Annotated in this window: 17 protein-coding genes and 1 pseudogene; 8 read left to right on the top strand and 10 right to left on the bottom strand. The window is 67.4% G+C overall.

What is annotated here, in order from left to right; all coding sequences use genetic code 11:
* The first annotated feature begins 241 nt into the window (after positions 1-241).
* Positions 242-1,201 (top strand): threonine ammonia-lyase, encoded by a 960-nt coding sequence (gene ilvA / locus IT361_05095; GenBank protein MCC6317051.1) that lies wholly within the window; start codon positions 242-244, stop codon positions 1,199-1,201.
* A 122-nt stretch (positions 1,202-1,323) separates the two neighbouring features.
* On the opposite strand, the gene IT361_05100 is transcribed toward ilvA, so the two are convergent.
* The 3 genes from IT361_05100 to IT361_05110 all read right to left on the bottom strand — a co-directional run bounded on the left by IT361_05100 (position 1,324) and on the right by IT361_05110 (position 5,755).
* Complete coding sequence (locus IT361_05100) at positions 1,324-1,707, bottom strand: MscL family protein (GenBank protein ID MCC6317052.1); 384 nt, start codon at positions 1,705-1,707, stop codon at positions 1,324-1,326.
* 163 nt (positions 1,708-1,870) lie between these two features.
* The gene (locus IT361_05105) at positions 1,871-4,402 is read right to left on the bottom strand and encodes a hypothetical protein (protein MCC6317053.1); all 2,532 of its coding nucleotides are present in this window, start codon (positions 4,400-4,402) and stop codon (positions 1,871-1,873) included.
* Between the two features lie 105 nt (positions 4,403-4,507).
* Positions 4,508-5,755, bottom strand: a complete 1,248-nt coding sequence (locus IT361_05110; protein MCC6317054.1) for a hypothetical protein — start codon at positions 5,753-5,755, stop codon at positions 4,508-4,510.
* A 224-nt stretch (positions 5,756-5,979) separates the two neighbouring features.
* On the opposite strand from IT361_05110, the gene IT361_05115 reads away from it, so the two are divergent.
* From IT361_05115 to IT361_05125, 3 genes are read left to right on the top strand one after another with little or no spacing between them, the layout of a single operon-like run.
* On the top strand, positions 5,980-6,924 hold the full coding sequence (locus IT361_05115) for an ABC transporter ATP-binding protein (protein ID MCC6317055.1): 945 nt from the start codon (positions 5,980-5,982) through the stop codon (positions 6,922-6,924).
* A 41-nt stretch (positions 6,925-6,965) separates the two neighbouring features.
* Positions 6,966-8,081 carry an ABC transporter permease gene (locus tag IT361_05120; protein ID MCC6317056.1) on the top strand — a complete coding sequence of 372 codons (1,116 nt, stop codon included), beginning with the start codon at positions 6,966-6,968 and terminating at the stop codon, positions 8,079-8,081.
* Entirely contained in the window at positions 8,078-9,016 is a 939-nt protein-coding gene (locus IT361_05125) for an EamA family transporter (protein ID MCC6317057.1), read from the top strand. Before IT361_05120 ends, IT361_05125 begins: the two co-directional genes overlap by 4 nt.
* A gap of 259 nt (positions 9,017-9,275) precedes the next feature.
* Here IT361_05125 and IT361_05130 read toward each other — a convergent pair whose 3' ends face one another.
* The 7 genes and pseudogenes from IT361_05130 to IT361_05160 all read right to left on the bottom strand — a co-directional run bounded on the left by IT361_05130 (position 9,276) and on the right by IT361_05160 (position 19,048).
* Complete coding sequence (locus IT361_05130; GenBank protein MCC6317058.1) at positions 9,276-9,866, bottom strand: DedA family protein; 591 nt, start codon at positions 9,864-9,866, stop codon at positions 9,276-9,278.
* Between the two features lie 24 nt (positions 9,867-9,890).
* Positions 9,891-10,916 (bottom strand): D-alanine--D-alanine ligase, encoded by a 1,026-nt coding sequence (locus IT361_05135; protein ID MCC6317059.1) that lies wholly within the window; start codon positions 10,914-10,916, stop codon positions 9,891-9,893.
* A gap of 7 nt (positions 10,917-10,923) precedes the next feature.
* On the bottom strand, positions 10,924-11,949 hold the full coding sequence (locus IT361_05140) for a putative zinc-binding metallopeptidase (protein MCC6317060.1): 1,026 nt from the start codon (positions 11,947-11,949) through the stop codon (positions 10,924-10,926).
* Between the two features lie 1,840 nt (positions 11,950-13,789).
* Positions 13,790-15,496: pseudogene (locus tag IT361_05145) on the bottom strand (efflux RND transporter permease subunit).
* 25 nt (positions 15,497-15,521) lie between these two features.
* Positions 15,522-16,676, bottom strand: coding sequence for an efflux RND transporter periplasmic adaptor subunit (locus tag IT361_05150; GenBank protein ID MCC6317061.1), 1,155 nt, complete (start codon positions 16,674-16,676; stop codon positions 15,522-15,524).
* A 13-nt stretch (positions 16,677-16,689) separates the two neighbouring features.
* A complete protein-coding gene (locus IT361_05155; protein MCC6317062.1) occupies positions 16,690-18,360 on the bottom strand; it encodes a TolC family protein in 1,671 nt (556 codons plus the stop codon).
* Positions 18,361-18,394: 34 nt separating this feature from the next.
* Entirely contained in the window at positions 18,395-19,048 is a 654-nt protein-coding gene (locus IT361_05160) for a TetR/AcrR family transcriptional regulator (protein MCC6317063.1), read from the bottom strand.
* A 602-nt stretch (positions 19,049-19,650) separates the two neighbouring features.
* On the opposite strand from IT361_05160, the gene IT361_05165 reads away from it, so the two are divergent.
* The 4 genes from IT361_05165 (at position 19,651) to IT361_05180 (ending at position 22,924) form a co-directional block, all read left to right on the top strand.
* The gene (locus IT361_05165; protein ID MCC6317064.1) at positions 19,651-20,067 is read left to right on the top strand and encodes a prepilin-type N-terminal cleavage/methylation domain-containing protein; all 417 of its coding nucleotides are present in this window, start codon (positions 19,651-19,653) and stop codon (positions 20,065-20,067) included.
* A 105-nt stretch (positions 20,068-20,172) separates the two neighbouring features.
* Positions 20,173-20,727, top strand: coding sequence for a GNAT family N-acetyltransferase (locus IT361_05170; protein MCC6317065.1), 555 nt, complete (start codon positions 20,173-20,175; stop codon positions 20,725-20,727).
* Positions 20,728-20,733: 6 nt separating this feature from the next.
* Positions 20,734-21,600, top strand: a complete 867-nt coding sequence (locus tag IT361_05175) for a lysophospholipid acyltransferase family protein (protein ID MCC6317066.1) — start codon at positions 20,734-20,736, stop codon at positions 21,598-21,600.
* A complete protein-coding gene (locus tag IT361_05180) occupies positions 21,584-22,924 on the top strand; it encodes an MFS transporter (GenBank protein ID MCC6317067.1) in 1,341 nt (446 codons plus the stop codon). The genes IT361_05175 and IT361_05180 overlap by 17 nt, the downstream gene beginning before the upstream one ends.
* The last annotated feature ends 19 nt before the right edge of the window (positions 22,925-22,943 follow it).

The raw sequence follows: 22,943 nt of genomic DNA on the forward strand, positions 1-22,943 counted from the left end.
GCGCCGCACCCGTGCGCGGATCCAGGCTCGCACACGTGAAGGTAGTGGTACGGTTAGAAGTAGAAGGCCGTCACCGGCCCTCCCTATTTCAGACTGCGACAGTGCCCACGTGAAGCGACGCTGACCGGCGTGACTCGCTGGCGGTAAGGGGACGGCGTAGCGTTCCTCAACCGGATCACCGAGTTTGTCAGGTTCGGCGACGCGTAGGCTTCCCCGGGCAGCCAAACCTCCTTCAATCACCATGTTCTCCCTGACGCTGAGCGACTTTGAGACCGTGCGCGCGCGCATCGCGCCGCACATCAAGCACACCCCGCTGCTCACCTCCCGTCAGCTGAGCGAGGCGACCGGCTTCGACGCGCGGCTCAAGGCCGAGTGCTTTCAGCGCGTGGGGGCGTACAAGATCCGCGGACCCCTGAACAAGTTCGCGCTCATGCCGGAGGAGCAGAAACGGCGCGGTGTGGTGTGCTCCTCGGCCGGCAACCACGCGCAGGGTGTTGCGCTGGCGGCGAAGATCCACGGCATCCGCGCCGTGATCTGTATGGCGGAGAACGCGACACCGGCCAAGATCGCCGCGACCCGGGCCTATGGCGGCGAGGTCGTGCTGCATGGGACCATTTGGGATGAGGCGAACGAGAAGGCGAAGGAACTCGTGCGCACCGAAGGATTGACCTACGTCCATCCGTTCGATGACGAGCAGCTCATCGCCGGCCAGGGCACCCTCGGCCTCGAGGTGGTGCAGGACTGGCCCGAGCTGGACGCCATCGTCGTGCCGATCGGCGGCGGCGGTTTGATCGCGGGCGTGTCGATGGCGGTCAAGAGCCACAACCCCAGGGTGCGGGTGATCGGTGTCGAGTCGTCCGACGGACCCGCCATGCAGCGCAGCGTCCAGGCCGGGCACCTCGAGACGATCGATTGTCGCACGATTATCGATGGGCTGCGCGTCAAGCGGGCCGGCGAGATCAACTTCTCGGTCGTGCAGCGCTATGTCGACGAGATCGTTGCCCTTCCGGACGCCGACATCTTCGAGGCGATGTTGTGGGTCATGGAGCGCTGCAAGCTGGTCGTTGAGGGTGCGGCCGCGGCCCCGGTTGCGGCGATGCTGCACGGTCTCGTGAAACTGCCGGCCGGCTCCCGCGTGGTGGCGGTGCTCTCCGGTGGCAACGTGAACCTCAGTCAGCTCCGCGGGCTTCGCTGGAACTGATCGCCCCCCGGGGGCGGTCGCCACGCGACGCTATCCGGCGCACAGGAACCACGTGCGCTTCACGTGCTCGGTGCGCCGGACGCAACGCTGGCAGCTCCCCGGGGGTTGGATGCCCTACACGACTAGAGCTGGCTCGTGCAGAATCCGCAGCGCGTGGCCGCGGCGGGAATGCTGCTGACGCAGAAGGGGCAGCTCTTCGTCGGGGGCGCAGGTGGCGCCGGCGGATCGGGCTTCACGAAGATCTTGCCGATCTGCCAGGCGATGAAGCTGATGATCGCGAAGTTGAGGAATGCCCCCGCAAAGTCGCCGACGCCGAACTTGATCGATCCCACGTCGAGCGTCCACGTGCGCCAGTTGCCCTCCGGCAGCGCGGCTCCGACGATGGGCATGATGAAGTCGTTCGTCATCGCCGTGACCAGGCCGCCTGCCGCACCACCGACGATGACGGCGAGAGCCAATCCGACCACGTTTGCCTTCAGCAGGAATGCCTTGAAGTCATCCCACATGAGCCGACCTCCTTCGCAAGTCCAATGACGCGCGGCACGCCCGCACGCCGGGACGGAACGTAGCCCGCGGTCGACGTCGCGAAAGGGGAGCGCGCCTGACGCGAGGGCGCGCGAAAGTGGTTCACGGTGACGCAGCTCACGCGCGCGTCACCGTGGGTCGCCGCTAGAAGCGCGCCTCCACGTACAGGTCGAGGCGGTTACGCTTGCGAGGATGGAGACCGCGTGACAGGTCGAGGCGAATCAGCCCGTCGAGCACCGACGTCCCAAGGCCGACGCCACTGATCGGGCGCCCCGGATGCGAGCGCTGCGCCCACGGACCCGCCCATCCCACGTCGCCAAAGAGCACCGGACGCACGGCGCCCACGGCGTGTCCCATCTCGAGGCGGCCGAGCCAATACGCCTCGCCGGCGGCCGATCCGAGCAACTGACCGCGCACCGTCTGCGCCCCACCGAGAAAGAACTGGCGTTGGACCGGCGCTCCGTGGCTGTAGCCCGCGCCGAGCGTGAGCGCGGCGGCAAACCGCGGACCGACCGCGCGGGAGATCGTGAGGTCACCCGCCGCGCGCCCATAGGCACCGGGCGCCGTGTCGCCCAGCGCGCGATCGAGCAGCAGGCCACCTTCGAGTCGCGCGTCACCGTAGAGCCGCCACCCGAGGGGGTCCAGTCCACGATTCAGCTGGTTGCGCAGCGCGATGCCGGCGACGGTGGCCCGTTCGGTCGTGATGTTCGGCTGAAACTCGGAGCGGCCACCAAACGCGCGTGAAACGTTCCAGGTGGTGTTCGCCGTCGCGTTGTGTTCGCGCTCGAGGAACGCCTTCATCGACAGGCCGCCGCCACGGGCCAGCGCGCGTTCGAGCTCCATCCCCGAGGCACGGTAGAAGTAGCCTTCGTCGCGACCGTACAGCGCCGCACCTAACGACGCACCAAACGAGAGCGGATTGCCCCAGTCGCTGTTCGCGACGCCGAGCCTCCGGTAGCCGCCGACGCGCCAGGTATGGCGACCATTGGTGCGCGACACCGACAGATCGCCGTACAGGCTGTGATCCGCGGTCCCCGCGCGCGCCTCTGCGCCCCACGAATACCCCTTGCCAAGGACCTGCGACGCGCGCGCACCGAACGACAGGCCTTCCACACGATTGTACCGGAGGTGCGAGAGGCCATAGTCGAGCTGGACGGGCATCGGCGCCCACACCGGCTGCAGGCTGAAGTCCAGCGCCTTGAGCAGCTCGTTGCGCTCGGTCACCCCGAACAGATCCTCGCCCGCGTCATAGATCGAGGGCGACAGTTCCGGCGCCCGGGCGAGCGCTGCCGTGTCGCATGGCGTGCGCACCGTCGCGCGCACCGCACCGTCGAACCGTGACTGCGTCGCGGTGTAGAATCCGTCGGCTGCACACTCCGCCTTGCGCCGCTCGGCGCGGGCCGCCGCTCGCGACGAGATGAGGGCAGCCAGCTCTTTGGTCCGCGCGGCACGCACGTCGGGCGCGAGGGCCATCCATCGCGTGCTGTCATGGCCAAACAGCGAATCGCGCAGCTCGCGATACGTCTTCTCGCGCGAGGCCGTTGGCAGCGAATCCGTGCCGTTCACGCTCGCATACTTGAAGCTCTCCTCCAGCTTGAACGGGACACGCATGAACGACGCCTTGGCGTATCCTTCGGCGTATTGCGTTTGTGGCAACCAGTAGCGGCCGCCGTACAACCCGTATTCCACGGTGACCGCCTCGAGGTTCGCCTCCATCGGCGACATCATCCCCTTCACCCAGCCCGGCACGTCATCATCGTCGTCACGGTTCCGCCGCCGACCGCGTGACGTGGTGTCGCCCGCCGCATCCGCGTGCCGCTCGGCGCGCTCGCGGGCAGACTCCTCGTCGGCCACCGCCCAGATGTTCATCGGGGCTGCCATGCGATACACCGCGCGGACCAACCGCCCGCTCTCCTGGTCGAACCAGAACGAGCCCACCGAAAACTTCCACTCGGGGCGCCGCGGCTCGATGCGCAACTCCCGCAACCGGATGGCCTTCCCGTCGGAGAGCGTGATCGTGAGCGAGTCACCCGCTTCGTATCGGTAGTACGCCTCGGCACCCGTCGCGATCGGGTGCACCAGTTCGTTTTCGTCGACTTCGGCGCGCGCGAGGCCGGATCCCACCCACAGCGCCTCGCGGCCCGGGAAATACGGGATCGGCCCGATCTCATCCATGTTCACGTCTCCCGAGTGCTCGTCCACCATCGGAAAGACCGTGCGTCGCCCCTTCAGATCCACGTACACTCCCCCGCTCCGCGACCACCGAACGCGCGTCGCATTCTCCGAACGAAACAGCAACCGGTCGCGTCCGATGGCGCGAAAACCCAGGCCCGCCGAGATCCGCTGGTATGCCGTGGCGTCGTAGGAGAGGAGCGTGGAGTCCTGTTCAAAGCGCGCGGCGCGGGCGCGCAGCAGGAGCTGGCGCGCGTCGGGGTCCTTGAACGCCGAGCGTTCGAGATCGGGCGTCACTGGAATGCGACGGACCGGTCGCCGACGGTTGTCCTCGGACCGATTGATCATCTCGGCGCGAATGGAATCCCGCACCGCGGCGCGACGCGCGCTGTCTTCCCTGGCCTTTGACGTGCCGACCTGAACGGAGACGGCTTGCAGAACGAGCGCAAACGGAAGGGCAACGACCATGGCGGACGCGGTGAAACGGATGAGGCGCCGCCGCATCGACGGCACACGTGGCGACCTGTCCGACGGGAGAGTCGGGGGTTGAGTCGCGTCCGCCCTTCTACGACGCGGCGCGCGTCGGGGTTTCCCGACGCACGTCGGACCTCAGCGAGCCGGGCGTGGCAGGGAGTCGACGCGGGGCGGGCGGCCTTCTCGCAGCCCCTGCTGGGTGCGGCGGTGGTTCTCCAGCAGCGCGTTCCGCAGAGCGCGCTCGCGTTCAGCCGCGCGCTCGTCGGCTCCGCGCAACGACCACCCCACCATGCCGAGTGCAAAGAGCACCGGTAACCATGAAAGCATCGGCGGCCACGTGGGGCCCCGATGCGTGCCGCCGAGGCGCGCGATGAACGCGGGAATGCGCCGTTGCAGCCAGACCGTGGCAAACACCATGGCGATGCCGAGCGCAGCCAGGACGAGCGGGAACAAGGCGCTGTCCTCGAAGACTTCGGACGCGAGCCAGGCCAGGTACCCAAACACGCCCAGCATGCCAACGATCGAGATGAACTTGCGCCCCGAGACGATCGAGAGCAGCAGGAGCCCGGCGGCGACCACCGGCATGAGATGCTTCCAGCCGTTGGCGTCGGACCAGAGGATCATGTAGGCGATGGAGAACGCCGCGACGCCGCAGTACCACATCGGTTCGGCAAAGTCGCCCTCCCGCCTCGCGCCGGTGCGTCGCTGCCAGCGTTCGATCCCGTCGGCGATGGCGAGGAGCGTCAGCGCCGCCGTCATCACGATCCAGTTCTGATATCCGTCCGACGCCGCGCCGACCTCCAGTACGCGCGCCAGGTGGAAGAAGGTCCACCAGAGCGCGATCGCCAGCGGCAACATCAACTCGGGAAAACGCCTCCGGCGCCAGACCACGAGCGCGACCAGCACGGTCGCGAGGTCGAGCACGAGGAAGCGCGTCGAGATGTACGGCGTGTACCGCCACAACGCGTCCTCTGCCGGCCGCGCGGGCCATTCCCCCGTGAGGTCGAGCAGACTCCATGCGACCAGCGGGGTTAGGGAGACCGCGAGCATCCACGCCACTCGGGCCCCGAGGACGAAGCCGTGACGCGCAGCCCATACGCCACCGACGGTGAGCAGGGCCGCATAGAGGAGTGCGACAGCGAGAACGCCCGCGCCTCCCAGAGCGTCCCACTGCTTCGCGAGGAACCATCCCGCCGCAAACATTACCAGGAGCGCACCGAGGCTGTAGGCCACCGTGACGATGGTGACCTGCGCGCGCGCTGGTGCCTGACCTTCGGGGGCGGCGCTCGTTTGCCCAAGCCGCAACAGGGCCTCGCGTTGCTCCGCGGTGATGATGCCGCGGGCGACGCCGTCATCCAGAAGGGTGGGGAGGGCGGGCTCCATACGTTCGGTGCAATCTAGGTGTTTGCAGCGCGGATGTCCTGCACTGACACCGTGCGGGAGTGGGCCCGTTTCAACTCAATGAGACGCCACCACCCACCGTGCCAACGCGGAGGTCCGGCCTGGACGAGACCCTCCGCAACCGGAGACGCTGGTTCCCCGTCGCCTGTCAGCGGATGATGAGCGCCCGCCTTTCTGTGTGTGACCTCTCCGGCTACTGTTCCGCGATGCCTTCCGCGCCCGCGCTGTCCGTCCGGCACCTCGTCAAGCGCTACGGCAGCGTCACGGCGGTGGACGGCCTCGACCTCACGGTCGCCGCCGGTGAGTGCTTCGGCCTCCTTGGCCCGAACGGAGCGGGAAAGACTACCACCATCGAGATCTGCGAAGGGCTGCTGGCCCCCGACGCCGGCGAAATCCAGGTCCTCGGGCTCGACTGGCGGAAGGACGAGCGGGCGCTGCGTCAGCGTCTCGGTGTGCAGCTGCAGGAAACACAACTCGCCGAGAAGGTCACGGTCGAGGAGACCGTCCGCTTGTTCCGTTCCTTCTACGACCGCGGCCGCGAGGTCGACGACGTCATCCAGATCGTCCAGCTCGACGAGAAGCGACGCGCACGCGTTGGCACGCTTTCCGGCGGGCAGAAGCAGCGGCTCTCGGTGGCGTGTGCGCTCGTCGGCGATCCGGATCTCGTGTTTCTCGATGAGCCCACGACCGGCCTCGATCCGCAGGCGCGTCGCCAGTTGTGGGACGTGGTGGACCGCCTCAAGCAGCTGGGGCGCACCATCATGCTGACGACTCACTACATGGATGAAGCCGAGCGTTTGTGCGACCGAGTGGCGATCGTCGATCGCGGTCGCGTCATCGCGCTCGGGACGCCGAGGGAGCTGATCCGATCCCTGGGGGCCGAGCAGGTGCTGCAGTGCACGCTGGCTCCGCCGGACACGATCGTGGCCGACGAACTCGGCGTGCTTCCTGGCGTACTGGCCGTCCGAATGGACGCGTCGTCGTGGACGATGCAGGTGAACGCGGCGCACGAGACGATTCCCGCGCTGCTCGCGCTCGTCACCGCGCGCGGCGCCACGCTCACCGAACTGACGACGCATTCCCCCACGCTCGAGGATGTTTTCGTCTCGCTGACCGGCCGACACCTCCGCGAGGGTGGTCCGGTCGCCTGAGGACTGATCCTGTTCGAGAGCCTCCCCGCACTCCAGAATCCATGGGCACGACCGGCGCGCCACCATCCCGAGGTTCCGGGTACTTGACCGACGCATCGACGCGCCCGGGTTCAGGCTCGCGGCGTTACTCGGCGCTGGTCGAGCTGACGCGCGTTCGATTCCTGGAGTTCCTGCGTGAACCCGAAGCGGTGTTCTGGACCTTCGTGTTCCCGATCCTGCTCGCCACGGGTCTCGGCGTCGCGTTTCGCTCGCGCCCGGCCGAGGTCGTGCCAGTCGCCGTCGTCGCGGGTGCATATGCCGAGCGTGTGCGGGTCGCGCTCGACGGGGATTCGCTGCTGAACGTGTCCGTGCTCAGCGACAGCGCGGCGACCGAAGCGCTGCGCCTGGGCACGGTCGCCGTGGTCGTCGCCGCGTCAAGCGAGGCATCGGTGGAGTACCGCTTTGACGACGCCCGGCCCGAAGCACGCAACGCCGGGCTGCTCGTCGATCGCGCCATTCAGCGCGCCGGCGGCGGCACACACCCGGTGGCAACACGTGAGACGCTCGTCTCCGAGCCGGGGTCGCGGTATGTCGACTTCGTCGTTCCTGGCCTGCTCGCCATGAACCTCATGGGGAGCGGCATCTGGGGCATCGGGTTCGCCATCGTCGATGCGCGGCGCAAGAAGTTGCTCAAGCGGCTGGTCGCGACCCCCATGCGAAAGGGCCATTACCTGGCATCGTTCCTGTTCATGCGACTCGGCCTGATGATCATCGAGGTCACGGTGATCAGCGCCTTTGGCCATTTTGCGTTCGGCGTCCCGATGCGCGGCTCGCTCCTCGTATTCATTGTCGTGGCGCTGTTCGGCACCCTTGCATTCGGGGCACTCGGGCTCCTCATCGCCGCGCGGGCAAAGACCATCGAGGCTGCATCGGGCATGATGAACCTCGTGATGCTTCCCATGTGGGTCGCGTCAGGGGTGTTCTTCGCGTCGTCGCGCTTTCCCGAGGTTGTACAGCCCTTCGTGCAGGCGCTGCCGCTCACCGCGGCGGTCGATGCCCTGCGGTTCAACATGCTGCAGGGGCAGGGCTTTGCCGGCGTGGGGAGCGAGCTGGCGATCCTGGGGGCCTGGCTGCTCGTCGCGTTTACGCTCGCGATGCGTCTGTTTCGCTGGCGATGACGCCATCGCGCGGGCGGCTGCTGCTCGCCTACATCACCGTCTACGTGGTCTGGGGGTCATCGTACCTCGCGATCAAGTTCGCCGTCGAGTCGATGCCGGCCTTTCCCATGGCCGGCGCGCGCAACCTTCTGGCGGGCGCGATCCTCATCCTCGCCGCTCGTCTGCTCACGCAAGCGCGCGGAACTCCGGCAGAGTGGAAGGCGGCCGCCGTGGTTGGGGTGTCCCTCATGAGCTCCAACGCTGCGGTGGCGTTCGCCATCACGCGAATCCCGTCGGGCGTGGCCTCGTTGCTCACCGCGATGACACCATGCTGGATGGTCCTGCTGGAGTGGCTGCGCGACCGGCGACGGCGACCACACGCGGGAACCCTCGCCGGCGTCGTGGTTGGTCTCGCCGGCATCGCGCTCCTCGTGGGCCCCGCTGAACTCCTTGGCGCGGACCATATCGATCCCCTCGGCGCGGCGGCGGTGCTGGCTGGAACGCTGGTGTGGGCCGCGGGCTCGCTCTACGCGCGCACGGCCGCGAAGCCAGCGTCCGCTCAGATGATGAGCGGCATGCACATGCTCTCCGGCGGCGCGATGCTGCTCATCGTGAGTTCGTCCCTGGGCGGCTGGTCGGGCTTCGATGTCGCGGACGTGACGCTGCGGTCGTGGTTCGGCTTTGCCTATCTGGTGCTCGTGGCGTCGCTCGCGGGCTTCACCGCGTACGTGTACTTGCTGACACACGCCTCGGCCGCGCGCGCGTCCACGTACGCCTTCGTGAACCCGGTGGTCGCGGTGACGCTCGGCGCGCTCTTTGGCGGTGAGCCGCTCACGCCGCGCGTCGGCATTGCTGCTACGGTGATCGTCGGGGCGGTGGCGCTGATCATCGTTGCGGGTTCACGCGAGGATCTGCCTGCGATCCGCGACAGCGTGGCCGAAGAGCCAGCGGCCTGACGGCGTCACGTGCCAAGGGCTCGACGCGGCGGAGCCATGGCGAGATCGAGCCATGGACAACCCGGACGCTGCATCGGCGCGCACGCGAAACGAACAGGAAGGCATCGATCCGCGACACGGCGAGAGATGCGCCGAGGCCATGCCGGCATGTCGCGCCGCAGGTACGGGTGCATACCCAGCGCTTTCCAGGCGGCCTGCCGCAGCAGCTGGCGCCACGACGCCCGGGAGTGTGGAGGACGCTCCCCTGTCTGCCGAACGGTCAGATCGGGGGCGGCGTACCTGCCGTGGGATCCTTCGCCCTCGCCTCGCGCTCCTTCTTCTTGAGCCACCAGAACACACCCGCCACCGCCAGCACGAGCACCGCGCCGATCACCCACTCGAAGCGGCGCACCTCGCCCACGACCAGCACGGCCCCTTCACCAAAGACCCATCCCAGGCCAACGAACACCGAGGCCCAGATCACCGAGGCGATCGCCGTCCCGGTGAGAAAGATCCACGAGGGGACGCGCGCGGCGCCGCACGCGAGCGGAAGGGGGATGCGCGCGCCAAAGGCAAAGCGCGAGATGATGGTCGCGCGCCACGGGCTGTAGCGCATCGATCGCAGCAGCCGACGCGCGACGGGCGACGCCTTGCGCAGACGGAGCCGCACCCACGCCGCGTTCCAGCGACCAAGCGAATACAGCGCCACCGACTCCACGAACACCGCCGTCGCGCAGGTAATCAGCACGAGCGTGAGGTCGAGGTGGCGCTGCTCCGCGGCGAACCCGCCCACCAGCGCGCCCAGCTCCTGCGTGACCATCGTGGAGACCCCGAGCGTCAGGTATCCCCAGATCGCTGTCAGGATCTCCATCGCGGCCCCCTCGCCATCAAAGGCTCACGCCTCACGTGAACCGGTGCCCCGCAAGCCGAGCCCAACGATTCTCTGCAGCAGCTCCGGATAGTCGATGCCGTGCTGCTGTGCCGCCGACGCAAACTCTTCCCCTTCGGCCAGCTCGGGATTGGGGTTCGCCTCGAGGAACCAGAGCTGTCCGTCAGGTCCCAGCCGATAGTCGACGCGCGCATATCCGGTGAGGCCCAGCGTCCGATAGATGCGCTTGCTCAGGTGCCCGATGCGCGTCGCGACGTCCGGCGGCAGCTCATCCGCGGCGCGCTGTTCGATCCCGTGGCGCTGCTGATACTCGAGATTGTGCTTGGCCCGCGCCGTGGCGATCACCGGCGTGTCGGCCGGCGCCTTTTCGAACACCAGCTCCCGCGGCGGCAGCGAGACGAGTCGATCGTTGCCCAGCACTCCGACATACAGCTCCCGGCCAACGATGAACTGCTCGACCAGCGCATCCGTGCCCAGGCGCCGGTGGATGAAGGCCACGCGCTCCGACAGTTCCTGGTCGTCATGCACCAACGACGCCTGCGAGATGCCGAGCGAGGCGTGTTCGGTGAGGCTCTTCACGATCAGCGGGAAGCCCAGCGCGCGGGGACGGCGCACCCTGCGACCGAGGGGTGCGACGTGAAAGGCCGGGAGCCGGATGCGATGGTAGATCAGCACTTTCTTGGCCAGCGACTTCTCGCCGGTAAGAATCAATCCGCGCGGATTGCACCCGGTGTACGGCACGCCCATCAACTCCAGAAATCCCGCGACGTTGTACCCCATGAGGGTATTGCTCGCGAACTCCTCGAGGAGATTGAAGACGATGTCGGGCCTGAACTCGTCGATCGCGAGCCGGATCGGCCGCAGTTCGTCGTACACGCCGAGTGGCTGCACCTCGTGTCCGATCTTGCGGAGCGTGCGGATCACGTCCCATTCCGTGCGGTACGCCATTGCCTCGGCCTCGGAGAGCGATTCGATGTTCTCCGGGGGAATGCAGCGCGGATCGGTCAGCAGCAGGACGCGGAGCTTTCGCATTGAGGGGCTAGAGGGCGATCCAGTTTCGGCGACCCTGCTCGTACAGGAAGTGCATCGTCTTCACGGTAAGCAACACACTGAAATCCGTCACCACCTGTCGCTCGCCGCCCACCACACGGAGCCGCAGGTCACCGCACCGACCGATGATGTTCCCCAGCACCTGGTCGAGCGTGTACTGGTACTCACCCGTCCATTTGGCCACCAGCGAACGGATCTCCGACCGGTGACGCCGCAGAAACGTCGCCGCGGCCTCGCGACGACGATGATGCGGCTGGTCCGAAAAGAGCCGCCGCAGATCGGCGTCGTAGATGTTCGGGAACACGACCGTGTACTTCCGGCGACGCGACGTGTAGTGCTCGTCCAGCGTCCTGGTCATGCGGTCGACGCGCTCCACCGTGCGTCGCGTCACCACCAGGGGTTTCTGGCCCGCCAGGTCCGACATCAACTGGTCGACGTATTCGAGCTTCCGGAGTGCCGGCCACCCCCGATAGCGCTGCCGCCAGTCGGACCGTGGTCGCAGCCACTCAGCGAACGTCTCGGCAAAATCCTCGTCCGGGTGACTCTGCGCGTACCAGAGCCGCAGGTGTTGGACGTATCGCTTGCTGGCCGGGTTGGGCTTGTAGTACTCGGGATACGTCTCGGACGACTTGCCAAAGTGCTGCTGCCATCGACGCCGACGATGCAGCTGATACGCGTGCTGGATGGCGTGCCCCGTCTCATGCCGCATGATGCGGAGGCAATCGGAGCGCGACGCGCCCTCGACGTCGAGCAACTGCCGCTGCTCCAGACGCCGGAGCCGCTTGTGGGCCAGGTAGAACGGAATCGCGAAGCCCGGCACGCCTGCGGGTGAGAACCACTCGTCCGACAACCAGACGTGTGGCCTGACCTTCAAGCCTTTGGCCTCGAGTTCGCCATACAGCTTCTCGACGAGCCCCTCGAGGTGTGTGCCCTCGATCGAGAGCCCCAGGTCGCGCAGGCGCACGCGCATGAGCTTCTCGTCGGAAAGGCGGGACCAGGCGATTCGGGCAGGCATGTCCGGGGGAAAGTTCAGCCGCGGCGGTCGTATCCCGACCAGCCAGGCGCACCAGGTTCGGCCCGGAGAATCTCTCCGTCCGGACGCACAAAAGAAATGACCCCTCCCGCCGCAAGCCACCGGAACGGCCCCAAACGCGACAGGTGGCAGAACGAGGATGCGAACGGTGCACCCCCCTCCTGCCACCTGAGCCCCTCCCCCTCACCCCAACCGATCCGGCGGTGTGACCTCAGTCCCCGTGCTGGGGAACCAGGTCCCCCGGGACGGCGTGCTCCGCGGTCTTCTGTGACACGTTGAAACCCAGGCGACGCGAAAACCACGTACGCATGTCGTCAAGGATTTCGTAGAACGTCGGGATCGCGATGAGCGTCAGCAGCGTGGACGTGATGACGCCGCCGATGACCGCCACGCCCAGCGGGGCGCGGAACTGCGAGCCCTCGCCGCGACCCAGCGCCGTCGGCACCATACCGGCGATCAGCGCGAAGGTGGTCATGAGGATTGGCCGCAACCGGATCGCTCCCGCCTCGATCAGGGCGTCACGAAGGGACTTGCCGTCCTTTTCGCGCGCCCATTTGGCGAAGTCGATCAGGAGGATCGCGTTCTTGGCCACGATACCCATCAGCAGGATCACGCCGATGAGGCTCATGATGTTGATCGTGTTCCGCGAGAGGGACAGCGCGAGGAACACTCCAATGAGCGACAGCGGGAGCGAGAGCATGATCGCCAGCGGATCGAGGAACGACCCGAACTGCATGACCAGGATCAGGTACATGAGCCCCACCGCAATGCCGAGCGCGATGAAGATCTGAGAGAACACCTCGGCCTGCTGCTCGGCCTCGCCGCCGGTGGTCACCCGGACGCCTTCGGGCTTCGTCAGGCTCTGCAGCGTGGCCATGGCATCGTTCGTCACCTCGCCCATCGAGCGGCCCGAGGTGTTGAACTCCACGTTGACCACGCGATCGCGGTTGAGGTGGTTGATCACCGCCGGTCCCACGCCTTCGGTGATCGTGGCGACCTGGCCCAGGGGCATGGTGCTCGGCGCTCCGTCGGGGCCCTGCACGACGAGCGGCAGGTTGCGCAGGTCCGTCGAGCGACGCCGCGCTTCGGGTGAGAGGCGCACGACCACGTCGCGCATCTCGCCACTGGGATCCTGCCAGTCACCGGCGTCGATTCCTGCAAAGGCCGGCCGCAACGCCTGGGCGATCTGCCCCACGGTAACGCCAACGCTGCCGGCAAGTCCGCGGTTCAGCTCCACGTTGAGCTCCGGCCGCTGCCCCTTGGACGACAGGCCCACGTCGACCGCGCCGCGCACCTTGCGCACCTCGGTCAGCGCGGACTGCGCAAAGGCGTTCAGTTCGTCAGTGTTGGTGCCGCGCAGCTGGATCATCACCTGCTTGCGGCCACCACCCCAATCGGTGGCAAACACTGACACCGTCGCGCCGCCAACCGCGGCCAGATCGTCACGCAGCATGGTGGCAAACGGCTCCACCGTCATGCTGCGCTCCTCTTTGCCCACGAGCTTGACGTACAGCCGACCGATGTCCACCGCGCCGGCGTCGCCGCCACCCAGGGTCGTATAGATGTAGAGCACCTCAGGGTGCTGCATCACGCGACGTGCCACTTCCTCGGACTTGAGTCGTGTGTAGTCCAGGTTCGAGCCGGGTGGCGTTTCCACGTTGATGTTGAGTTCCGCGTTGTCGTCCTCGGGGAAGAAACCAAACCCGACGTTCATGAACTGCGGCACGATCGGCAGAAGCACCACGGGAACCGCGATGCCCGCGGCCACCGCACCCAGCTTGATGAGTCGCGAACGAAACATGGTGAGTCCGGCCACCGCGATCGCGATGCCGAGAAACACGACGCCGATGCCGAGCAGGCCCTTGGGTAGCAGCACGAACGAGCCGAGGAACGTGCCGAGCGACATGATCACCACGGCGAGCCGGTGGTCCAGCGCCCACGCGATGACGCGCTTGTAGCGCTGCGCCATGCGGTTGAACCAGGCGTTGAACCGATCGAGGGTCTTTGTGATCACGCCCTTCTCGTGCTCGGCGCGATGCGGATCGGGCCAATACGCCGAGAGCATGGGGTCGAGCGAAAACGAGACGAAGAGCGAGACCGCCACCGAGCACGCCATGGTGAGCGCGAAGGGCCCCATCCACTGTCGAGTCACACCGTATACAAAGCCGATCGGAATGAACACCGCGAGGATCGAAAACGTCGTCGCCGCCACGGCCAACCCGATCTCCGAGGTGCCCTCCCGTGCCGCCGTGTAGTGGTCTTTCCCCATCTCCACGTGCCTGACGATGTTCTCGCGAACCACGATGGCATCATCGATCAGGATGCCGATCGCCAGCGAGAGGCCGAGCAGGGACATCGTCTCCAGCTTGTATCCGAGGGCGTAGACCGCGATGAACGAGGCCAGCACCGAGACGGGCAGCGCCAGGCCGGTGATGACCGTGGATCGCCACGAGTTGAGGAAGACGAACACCACGAGCACGGTGAGCAGGGCGCCCTCGAGCAACGCCTCCTCCACGTTGAGCACCGAGTTGCGCACGTTGACGCCGCTGTTCTTCACGACGTCGATCGTCGTGCCGGCGGGCAGCGTGGTCCTGAGACGTTCGATGCGCTGGAGGATCTGGTCGCTCACCTCGGTCGTGCTGTATCCGCTGGCCTTCTTGATGTCGAGGCCGACGGCTTCGCGGCTGCCTGGGTCCTCCCGCTTCTGCCACAGGGCCATCGTGCGCGGCTCTTCGGTCGCATCGATGATGTCCGCGACCTGGCTGAGCCGAATGAGGTTGCCGTTTCGCTCGGCGACCACGATCTGACCAAACTCATCGGGGCGCTCGAGGCGGCCCTTGAGCCGGATCGCGCGCTCGTCCTGCACGCCGTTCACACGGCCCACCGGAGCCGCGAGGTTCTGCAGTTGTAGCGCCTGCACCACTTGCGACACCGCAATGCCCGCGCTCTGCAGCGCCTCCGGCCGGATCTGCACCGTGAGTTCGCGCTCCACCTTGCCCGGGACGCTCACTTCGGCGACGCCCGGTATCGAGCGCAGTTCACGCGTGATGTGCGGATCGACCAGGCGCGTGAGCTGACCCGACGACAGGTTCACCGACGACACGGCCAGCGACACGATCGGCCGATCCGTGTCGTTGAACTTCTTGATGATCGGCTCCTCGAGCTCCGGCGGGAGGTCCTGTCGGATGCCCGAGATCGCGTCGCGGATATCCTGCGTGGCCTCCTGCAGCGGCTTCTCGAACTGGAACTCCACCATCACCGAGGCAAAGCCGTCCTGCGCCGTGCCCATGACGCGCTTCACCCCGGCGATCGACGAAATGGCCTCTTCGACGGGATCGAGGATCTCGCGTTCCACACCATCGGGCGACGCGCCGGGATAGACCAGCCCGACGGTCACTACCGGAGGTGCGACCTCCGGGAACTCGTCCGTCTGCAGTTTGACCAGCGCGATCGTTCCGCCCACCGCCAGCGCCAGCATGCTGACGATGGTGATGATCGGTCGCTTGATCGCAAAATCCGAAATGAACATGACCGGAATCCTTGCCCTGGGGGAATCAGCTCTTGGGTGACGTGCTGGCCTGTGCCGCGGTCCTGGTGTCCGTTGGCGCGCTCACCTTCACGAGCGTACCGGCGGAGATGCCCTGCGCCGCGCCGACGAGCAGCGTATCGCCGGCGCTGACGCCCTGCGTGATCTCGACGCGTTCACTGTCCTCATCGCGGAGGCCGAGCTCCACCTCGACGCGCTCGACACGCCCGCCCTTGATGCGCATCACGACGGGTCGCAGCCCGCGCACGTCGACGGCCGTTGCGGCCGCGGTCAGGCCCTGGCGCTTCTCTGCCGCCACGCGCCCCTCGGCGAACAGACCGCCGACCAGCCCGCCGCGTTCGTTCGGGATCGACACGACCACGCGCACCTGACCCGTCGACGCATCGGCCTGGGGATTGATGCGGCTGATCTTTCCCTGGAACGGCTTGTCAGGATAGCCGCTCACCTTGAAGGTGACCGGAGCGCCGATGCGCAACGCCGTGAGCTGGGCGGCCGGCACCGCGCCCTCGAGCCGCATGCTCGACGGGTCGATGATCGTGAACATCGCACCACCGGGCTGCACGACGTCGCCCGCGTTGACCTGGCGCAGGCTCACGATGCCGCCGAAGGGCGCGCGCACCTGCGCATCATCGAGCTGCTTCTGCGCAAAGGTGAGGCGCGCCTTCGCATCGGCGAGCGCGGCCTGGGCCGCTTCGTGGTTGAGCTTCACGTTCTCGTACTCGCGGTCGGCGATCGCGCCCGCTTCTTTCAGTTTGGTGAACCGGTCCAGCTCGCGCTGGGCGAGGTTGAGGCTGCTCGTCGCCGTCGTGACGGCGCCGCGCGCGGAGAGCATCTGGTCCTGTAGCGTGCGATCGTCGAGGCGGGCGAGGACCGTGCCGCGGGCCACGCGAACGCCCTGGTCGGCGTGCGTCGACAGCACCGGGCCCGAGATCTCGGCGCGCACCGTGGCCTCGCGCTCGGCGGCAAGCGTGCCGGAGATCCCCGGTCCGGACGACACCTGCTCGCGCACGACGAGCGTGATGTTTTCCGGCCCCACGGTCATCGTCACGGGCGCGGCGCTGTCCGCGTCCTTCGCGGCAGCGTTCTCGCCACCACAGGCGGCGAGCGCGGCGCCAAGCACGGCGGCGCCGAGGAGGGAGCTGTATCGAAAGGCGGTGGTCATGGTCATGGTTCCGTTATTGTCCCTGTGTACCCGTTGTGGTCGACGCCGTGGGAGCGCCGCGCTGCACCTGCGTTCGTGGCGCCTGCACGCCACCCGGAGCCGCACCGCCGGTCGCGCCGGCTCCCGGCATCGCTCCGGCTCCCGCCGGCGAGCCAAAGCCTGCCCCGCCAGCGCCTAACGGCAGATCCCTGAGCAGCGCCAGCCGCATGCGCGCCACCTGAACGTTCCGCGCCGAAAGCGCCCGATTGGCACGCGCCTGTTCGAGCAGCAACCGCGACTCCGACAATTCGAGCTGCGTGGACACGCCTTCGCGGAACCGGACCTCCGCGATCGTATAGGCTCTGGACGCTTCTTCGGCGGTGCCGAGGCTCGCGGCCAGGGCGGCTTCGGCCTGCTGGAGCTGCGCGACCGACTGCCGCGCGTCGAGCGCGGCGAGTTCGCGGGTCTGGTCGAGGCGTGCGCGCGCCTCGTCCAGCGAGGCCTGTGCCACCAGCTGCTCACCTCGGATGCGCCCGCCCGTGAACAGCGGGAACGACGCGCCGAGCGACACCGTCCAGTTGTTCACCCAGTTGCCCCAGGTCGGGATGCCGCTCGCGCCGAAGGCCACGCGACTGTACGCCGTGCTCAGGCTCACCGTCGGAATCCACCCGCTGTTCGCGATGCTCAGATCGGCTTCCTGCGCCCTGAGCCCTTCCTCGAGCTGGCGCACGGGAGCGCGCGCGCCTGCGCTCGTATCGGGCGCCGCGCCGCGCAGGGTGGTGCCGGCCACGAGCTGCACCGGCGCCATCGATTGGTCCTCGATGTCACTCGTCAGGCGCAACGGCTCGGTGTAGGGTACGTTGAGCAGCTGTTTGAGCCTCAGGTGCGCGATGTCGCGTTCTGCCTGCCGCTGGATCACGATCGGCCGCTGGTTGTCGCGCGTGACTCTCGCCCGCAGCAGTTCGAACTCCGACTGGTTGCCGACCTGTCGCGCGACCGTCGTCTGTCGCAGCGTGCCTTCGGTCTGCGCCAGCGACGACTCGGCGATGGCCACCAGACGCTCCGCGAGCACGGCATCGAAGTAGGCCTCCGTCACCGAGAGCGCCATCTGTGCGCGCTGCGCAGAGAGTTCGATGTCTGCCGACCGACGGCCGGCGCGTGCGGCCCGGTTCTGTGCCTGCACGCGCCCGCCAGAATACAGCGTGAGCGATCCGTTGGCGGCCAGCTGGTACTGGTTCTTCGCGCCAAAGCCGGCGCGGGAGAAGTCGAGGCCTCCGCCACTGGACGAGCAGCGCGCGTACGCCTCGAGGCCCTGCACGCGTTGCGCCTCGCTCGCTCCGCCCGGCGCCAGGTACCGCGTGCACGGCTGGAAGTACGACGTTGTGTCCATCGGCGGCACCGGCGGCGCCGTGGGTGGTACCACCGGTGGGTCCGTCTGAAAGACGGAAAACTGCGTGGCCAGCGTGCGCGAGTATCCGGCCGAGCCGTTGAGCTGCGGGAGGTACTGGGAACGCGCCTGCATCAATTGTCCGTCGGCACGACGCACGCCGGCCTGAGCGATGCGCACGGCCTCGCTCTGTGACTCGGCGAGGCGCAACGCCTCTTCGAGGGAGAGGGCGCGGCCGGACTGGGCGCCGGCGCCCGACGCGAGCAACGTCACGGCACCGGCCGCGGCCGCGGCGAGCAGTCTTTGATATGAAGTCATGGATCTCGGGTGGTGTAAGCGAACCGGCGTGGCGTCAGGTCGACCTGGCACGCGCCACCGACCTGCGGCGCCGGGGCCTCGTCGACGGTGTTGCGCCCAACATTTTGAGAAAGAGCTGTACGTACTTGCGTGCTGCGCGCTCCGGAGGCGACGGATATGCGGTCGGCACGACCTCGCGACCCAGCGCGTCGGCGAACAGCGCCGACGAGAGCATCGTGCATGCGGTGCGCGTCTCCTCGCGCTCGGCCGCGTTCGTCGGCTGTCGCACACGCGTGGCGTACGACACCAACTGGTTGAAATACGGTGTCTTGGCGTCGCACACGAACTCGCTCATCTCCGGGTGCTCCTCGAGTTCGGCCATCGTCTTGCGGATCAGGTGTCGGATCTGGCGCATCCCGAGCAAGTGCGCCTCGGCCCAGGTCACCAACTCGGCCTCGACATCGCTCCCGGGTCGGGCCGGCAGCGCGGCTCGAAGCGTCGGGTGTACGCACTCGAACGCCTCGCTCATGAGCTGCGACTTGGAGCCAAACAATCGAAAGAGTGTGACTTCGTTGACGCCTGCGGCCTCCGCAATGCGGCGCGTCGTCGCGCCGCGAAACCCGGCCTCGGCAAACACCGCCGCAGCCGCCTCGAGCAATCGCTGGCGGCTCTCCGGTGGCGCGGCAGGCCGTAACGCTTCCCTGGTCATCTCGTGTCCATCGTCCTTCGTGGTGTCCTGTTGCTTCGACGCGCGTCGTCGCCGCGCCTCGCTCAACAAGCCCTGAACAGCGGGGGTGAAGGGATAGCAGGGCCTGGCGCTTCAAGCAAGCACTCGCTTGCATCGAACGGCTTCTGCCGGCAGAAAGTTTCGTCATCGTGGAGGCTCCATCAGACGGCCTTCACACATACCTGTCGAACAGAACGGCGCTCGTTCGACATCGACGGGCGGATCGTACGCGACCTCTGGCTGCGCTCCGGCTCGCCACCGCGTTGCGACGCGGCCAACACGTCCGTCATTCTGTCGCCTGGGTGCGCAGCGGCAACGACGTAGGATGAGGATCGCGTGGAGCGGGATGAACCGAGGTGCCAGGTCGGGTTCTCCGAGGTGACCGTTCGCTGGCGCACACTCGCCAACCCGTTGCCCGGCAGGGAGTTGGCCATCGCCTTCGCCCCTGCACGGCTCGCGTCACGGGGCTCGGCACTCAAGCCCGGCGATTAGCGGCCGACCCTTTTGTGAGCCAGGACACGACGGCACCGGTCCTGCATAGCACAGGAGTCACAGGACGCAACACTCCCACGGACGGTATGATCATGTCGCGCAACAGCCGGGGCTTCACGTTCGCCGAGATCCTGGTGGCCATGGTGGTGTTTGGCGCACTCACGGCCATCGCCGTCCCTCGCTATCGCACGTTCAAGGAACGCGCGTTCATCGCGTCCATGAAGACCGACCTCGGTTCGCTGCGCGTGGCCGAAGAAGCGTTCTGGGCCGAGCACATGACGTATTCGGCAGACACGGCCCAACTCGACTGGAACGGCTCTTCACTCGTGAACGTCTCCATCACGAGCGGGGACTTCAACCACGGCTTTGCGGCACTCGCGACGCACGCCAGCGCCCCGAGCATGACGTGCCAGACGTTCGTCGGACGTGAAGCGACCACGACCGCGTCCGGCGATATCATCTGCAGCCCGGCTGCTGGCCTCCCACCCGGGAGCGCGCTCACGCCGTAGGTTGGCCTTCCCCCTCGGGTCCCTCGCGCCCCGGCCTCACCGCCGGGGCGCTGTCGTCTGGCGACGGGTTAGCTTCAGCGATCGCTTCGACGCGGCCCAACCTTCGTGGACGTTCATTTCCGGCTCGCCCGCCCTGACGATGTCGATGCGCTCAACGCGCTGATCCACGTCTCCGCCGAGGCGCTCAGCCAGGGCTTCTACACGCCCGAAGAGATCGACGCGGCCAACCGGTACGTGTTTGGCGTGGACACCACGCTCGTTGACGACAGGACGTACTTCATCGGCGAATGCGACGGTCGACCGGTCGCGTGTGGAGGCTGGAGCCGACGCGGTGCTCTGTACGGAGGCGACCAACGACGCATGGACGCCGCGCCGGTGCTCGACCCGGCACACGACCCGGCGCGCATCCGCGCGTTTTTCGTACACCCGGACTTTGCACGACGCGGCCTGGGTCGCCGACTCCTCGAGTTGTGCAGCGACGCCGCGCGCGCCGAGGGATATCAGGCGCTCGAACTCATGGCCACGCTCCCCGGCGTACCGCTGTACGCCGCCGCCGGATTCGCGGAAATTGCCGCGGTGCGTGATCGCATGCCTAACGGCGTCGAGGTGCGCTTCGTCCGCATGCAGCGCGCGCTCCCGCCGGTTGCTCCCCCGTCCTGAACGTCCGTGCTGCCGTCTGCCGCCCTGGTTCGAGCTGCCGTGTCCGCGGCGCGCTGGATGCCGCCCCCGCTTTTTCGCGCGCTTGGCACACTCGCGGGTTCCGTGGGGTGGCTCGTGGCGGCGCGTCGCCGGCGCACGATCCGGAAGAATCTCGCGCACCTGACCGCGGGAAACGGCACAGCATCGCGCCACCACGGATCCGCGAAAGTCTTCCGTCAACTCTTCGAAGACGCATCGGACCTGTTTCGCCTGCCGGCGCTTTCCCGCACAGCGATCCTCGACCTCGTCGAGACCAAGGGACTGGACGAGCTCCGCCGCGCGCAGGCATCGGGTCGAGGCGTGATCGTCGTGACACCGCACCTCGGTCCGTACGAGCTGGGGGGCGCCGTGCTCGCACTCCTTGGCTTCGCCGTCCACGGCCTGGTCGAGGACATCGATCCCGACACCAACGCCGCGCTGGCGGCGTATCGTGCAGCCACGGGCCTGCAGCTCCTGTCGCGGAACACCGGCCTGCGACAGCTGTACCGCCTGCTGACCCAAGGGAGCATCGTGCTACTGGTGGCAGATCGAATGGTTGGAGGGGGTGAGGGACTCGTGGTCCCGTTCGGCGATGCGGCTCGCGAGGTTCCGACCGGGCCGGCCGCGTTTGCGCTTGCCACGGGCGCCCCGATTGTTCCGGGATACATCGTGCGCGGGCCGCGTGGAGCGCCCCGCTATGTTCTTCACGTGGATCCGGCCATCGAGCCCGATGGACACACCAAAGAGTCGCTGACGCGCCTGGTCGCATCGCGCCTGGAAACCTTCATTCGCGCACACCCCGACCAGTGGTACGTCTTTCAACCGGACTGGCGCGCCCGTGACGGTCGTCCCTGACGCACGCGTGGTGTCGTCGGCGACACCGACGCTCAGCGCCGTGCTGCGCCGGCCTGCCTTCCTGCTCCTCGTCGCGGGACAGACGCTTTCGCAGTTTGGCGACAAGCTGCACCACATGGCCCTGATCGCGCTCGTTGGCAGCGGCGCGCGCGCCGACACGGGGGGCATCGAACTCGCCAAACTGTCGGTCGTCTTCACCGCGCCCGTCGTGCTCTTTGGCCCGCTCGCCGGAGCGCTGGTCGACCGGTGGAACAAGCGCGTAACCATGATCGTCTGCGACGCGCTGCGCGCGATCCTCGTGTTGGCCATGCCCGCCCTGTACCTCCGAACCGGCCACCTCTGGTCGGTGTACGTCGCCGCGTTCTTCGTCTTCCTGCTTGGCCTGTTCTTCAACAGCGCGAAGATGGCGCTCATTCCGGATCTGGTGCAGCGCGACGAACTGCTGCCGGCCAACGCCGCACTCACGTCGATTGGCCGCGTCGCCACGGTCGTGGGGATCGTGGGCGGAGGCATCATCCTCGGCGCCGACGTCTGGACGCAGTTTGGATGGACGTCATGGGCTGCGGGCTTCTACCTCGATTCCGCGTCCTTTGTGGCGTCGGTCATCACCCTGCTCGGCATCCTCGCGGTCGCGCAGGCGAAGGGAAACGGTGTGCGCCCGGTCGCACCGCGCGAAACGGTGAAACGAAGTCCCCGACACCTCGTACAGGAAGTTCGGGAGACGATACGGGTCGTAGGTCGCACCCCAGGCCTTCGCTTCGCGTTCACCTCGCTCGTACTGCTCGCACTCTTCGCCAGCACGGTGTACGTCGCGATGACGCTTTCGGTGCAAACGGTGATGGGGCGCGGCACCGAGGGCGTGGGGTACCTGGGCGGCCTGCTGGCCGCAGGAATGGTCGTGGGTTCCCTGACGGTGGGGAGTGTGGGAAGCCGCTGGCGGAGGGAGCAGCTCATTGTGTGGGGCACGTGCGCCATTGGGCTGCTGATGATCGGCGCGGGGGTGTGGTTTTCGTTCCGGGCCTTCGTTCCGGTCGCCCTGGTTGGCGGAGCGTTGCTCGCGCCGGTCATGGTGGCGCAGGACACATTGCTGCACGAACATGCGCCGGCCGAGAGCCGCGCCGTGATCTTCTCCACAAAGGACCTCCTGGTGGCAGCAGTCTTCGCCGCCTCGGCGTTCATCGTTGGCGGCGGGATCTATCTTTCGGGAACCTTTGGGGTACGAGAGCCGTTCCGATGGGCACTCGGACTCGTTGGTGCGACCATCGCGGTCATTGCCCTCGCGGTCGAAGGCTGGAGCCTTCGCCGGAGGCCCTCGCAGGTGTAAGGCACGAACCTCGGCTCAA

This window comes from Gemmatimonadaceae bacterium (assembly GCA_020846935.1).
Taxonomy (GTDB): Bacteria; Gemmatimonadota; Gemmatimonadetes; order Gemmatimonadales; family Gemmatimonadaceae; genus RBC101.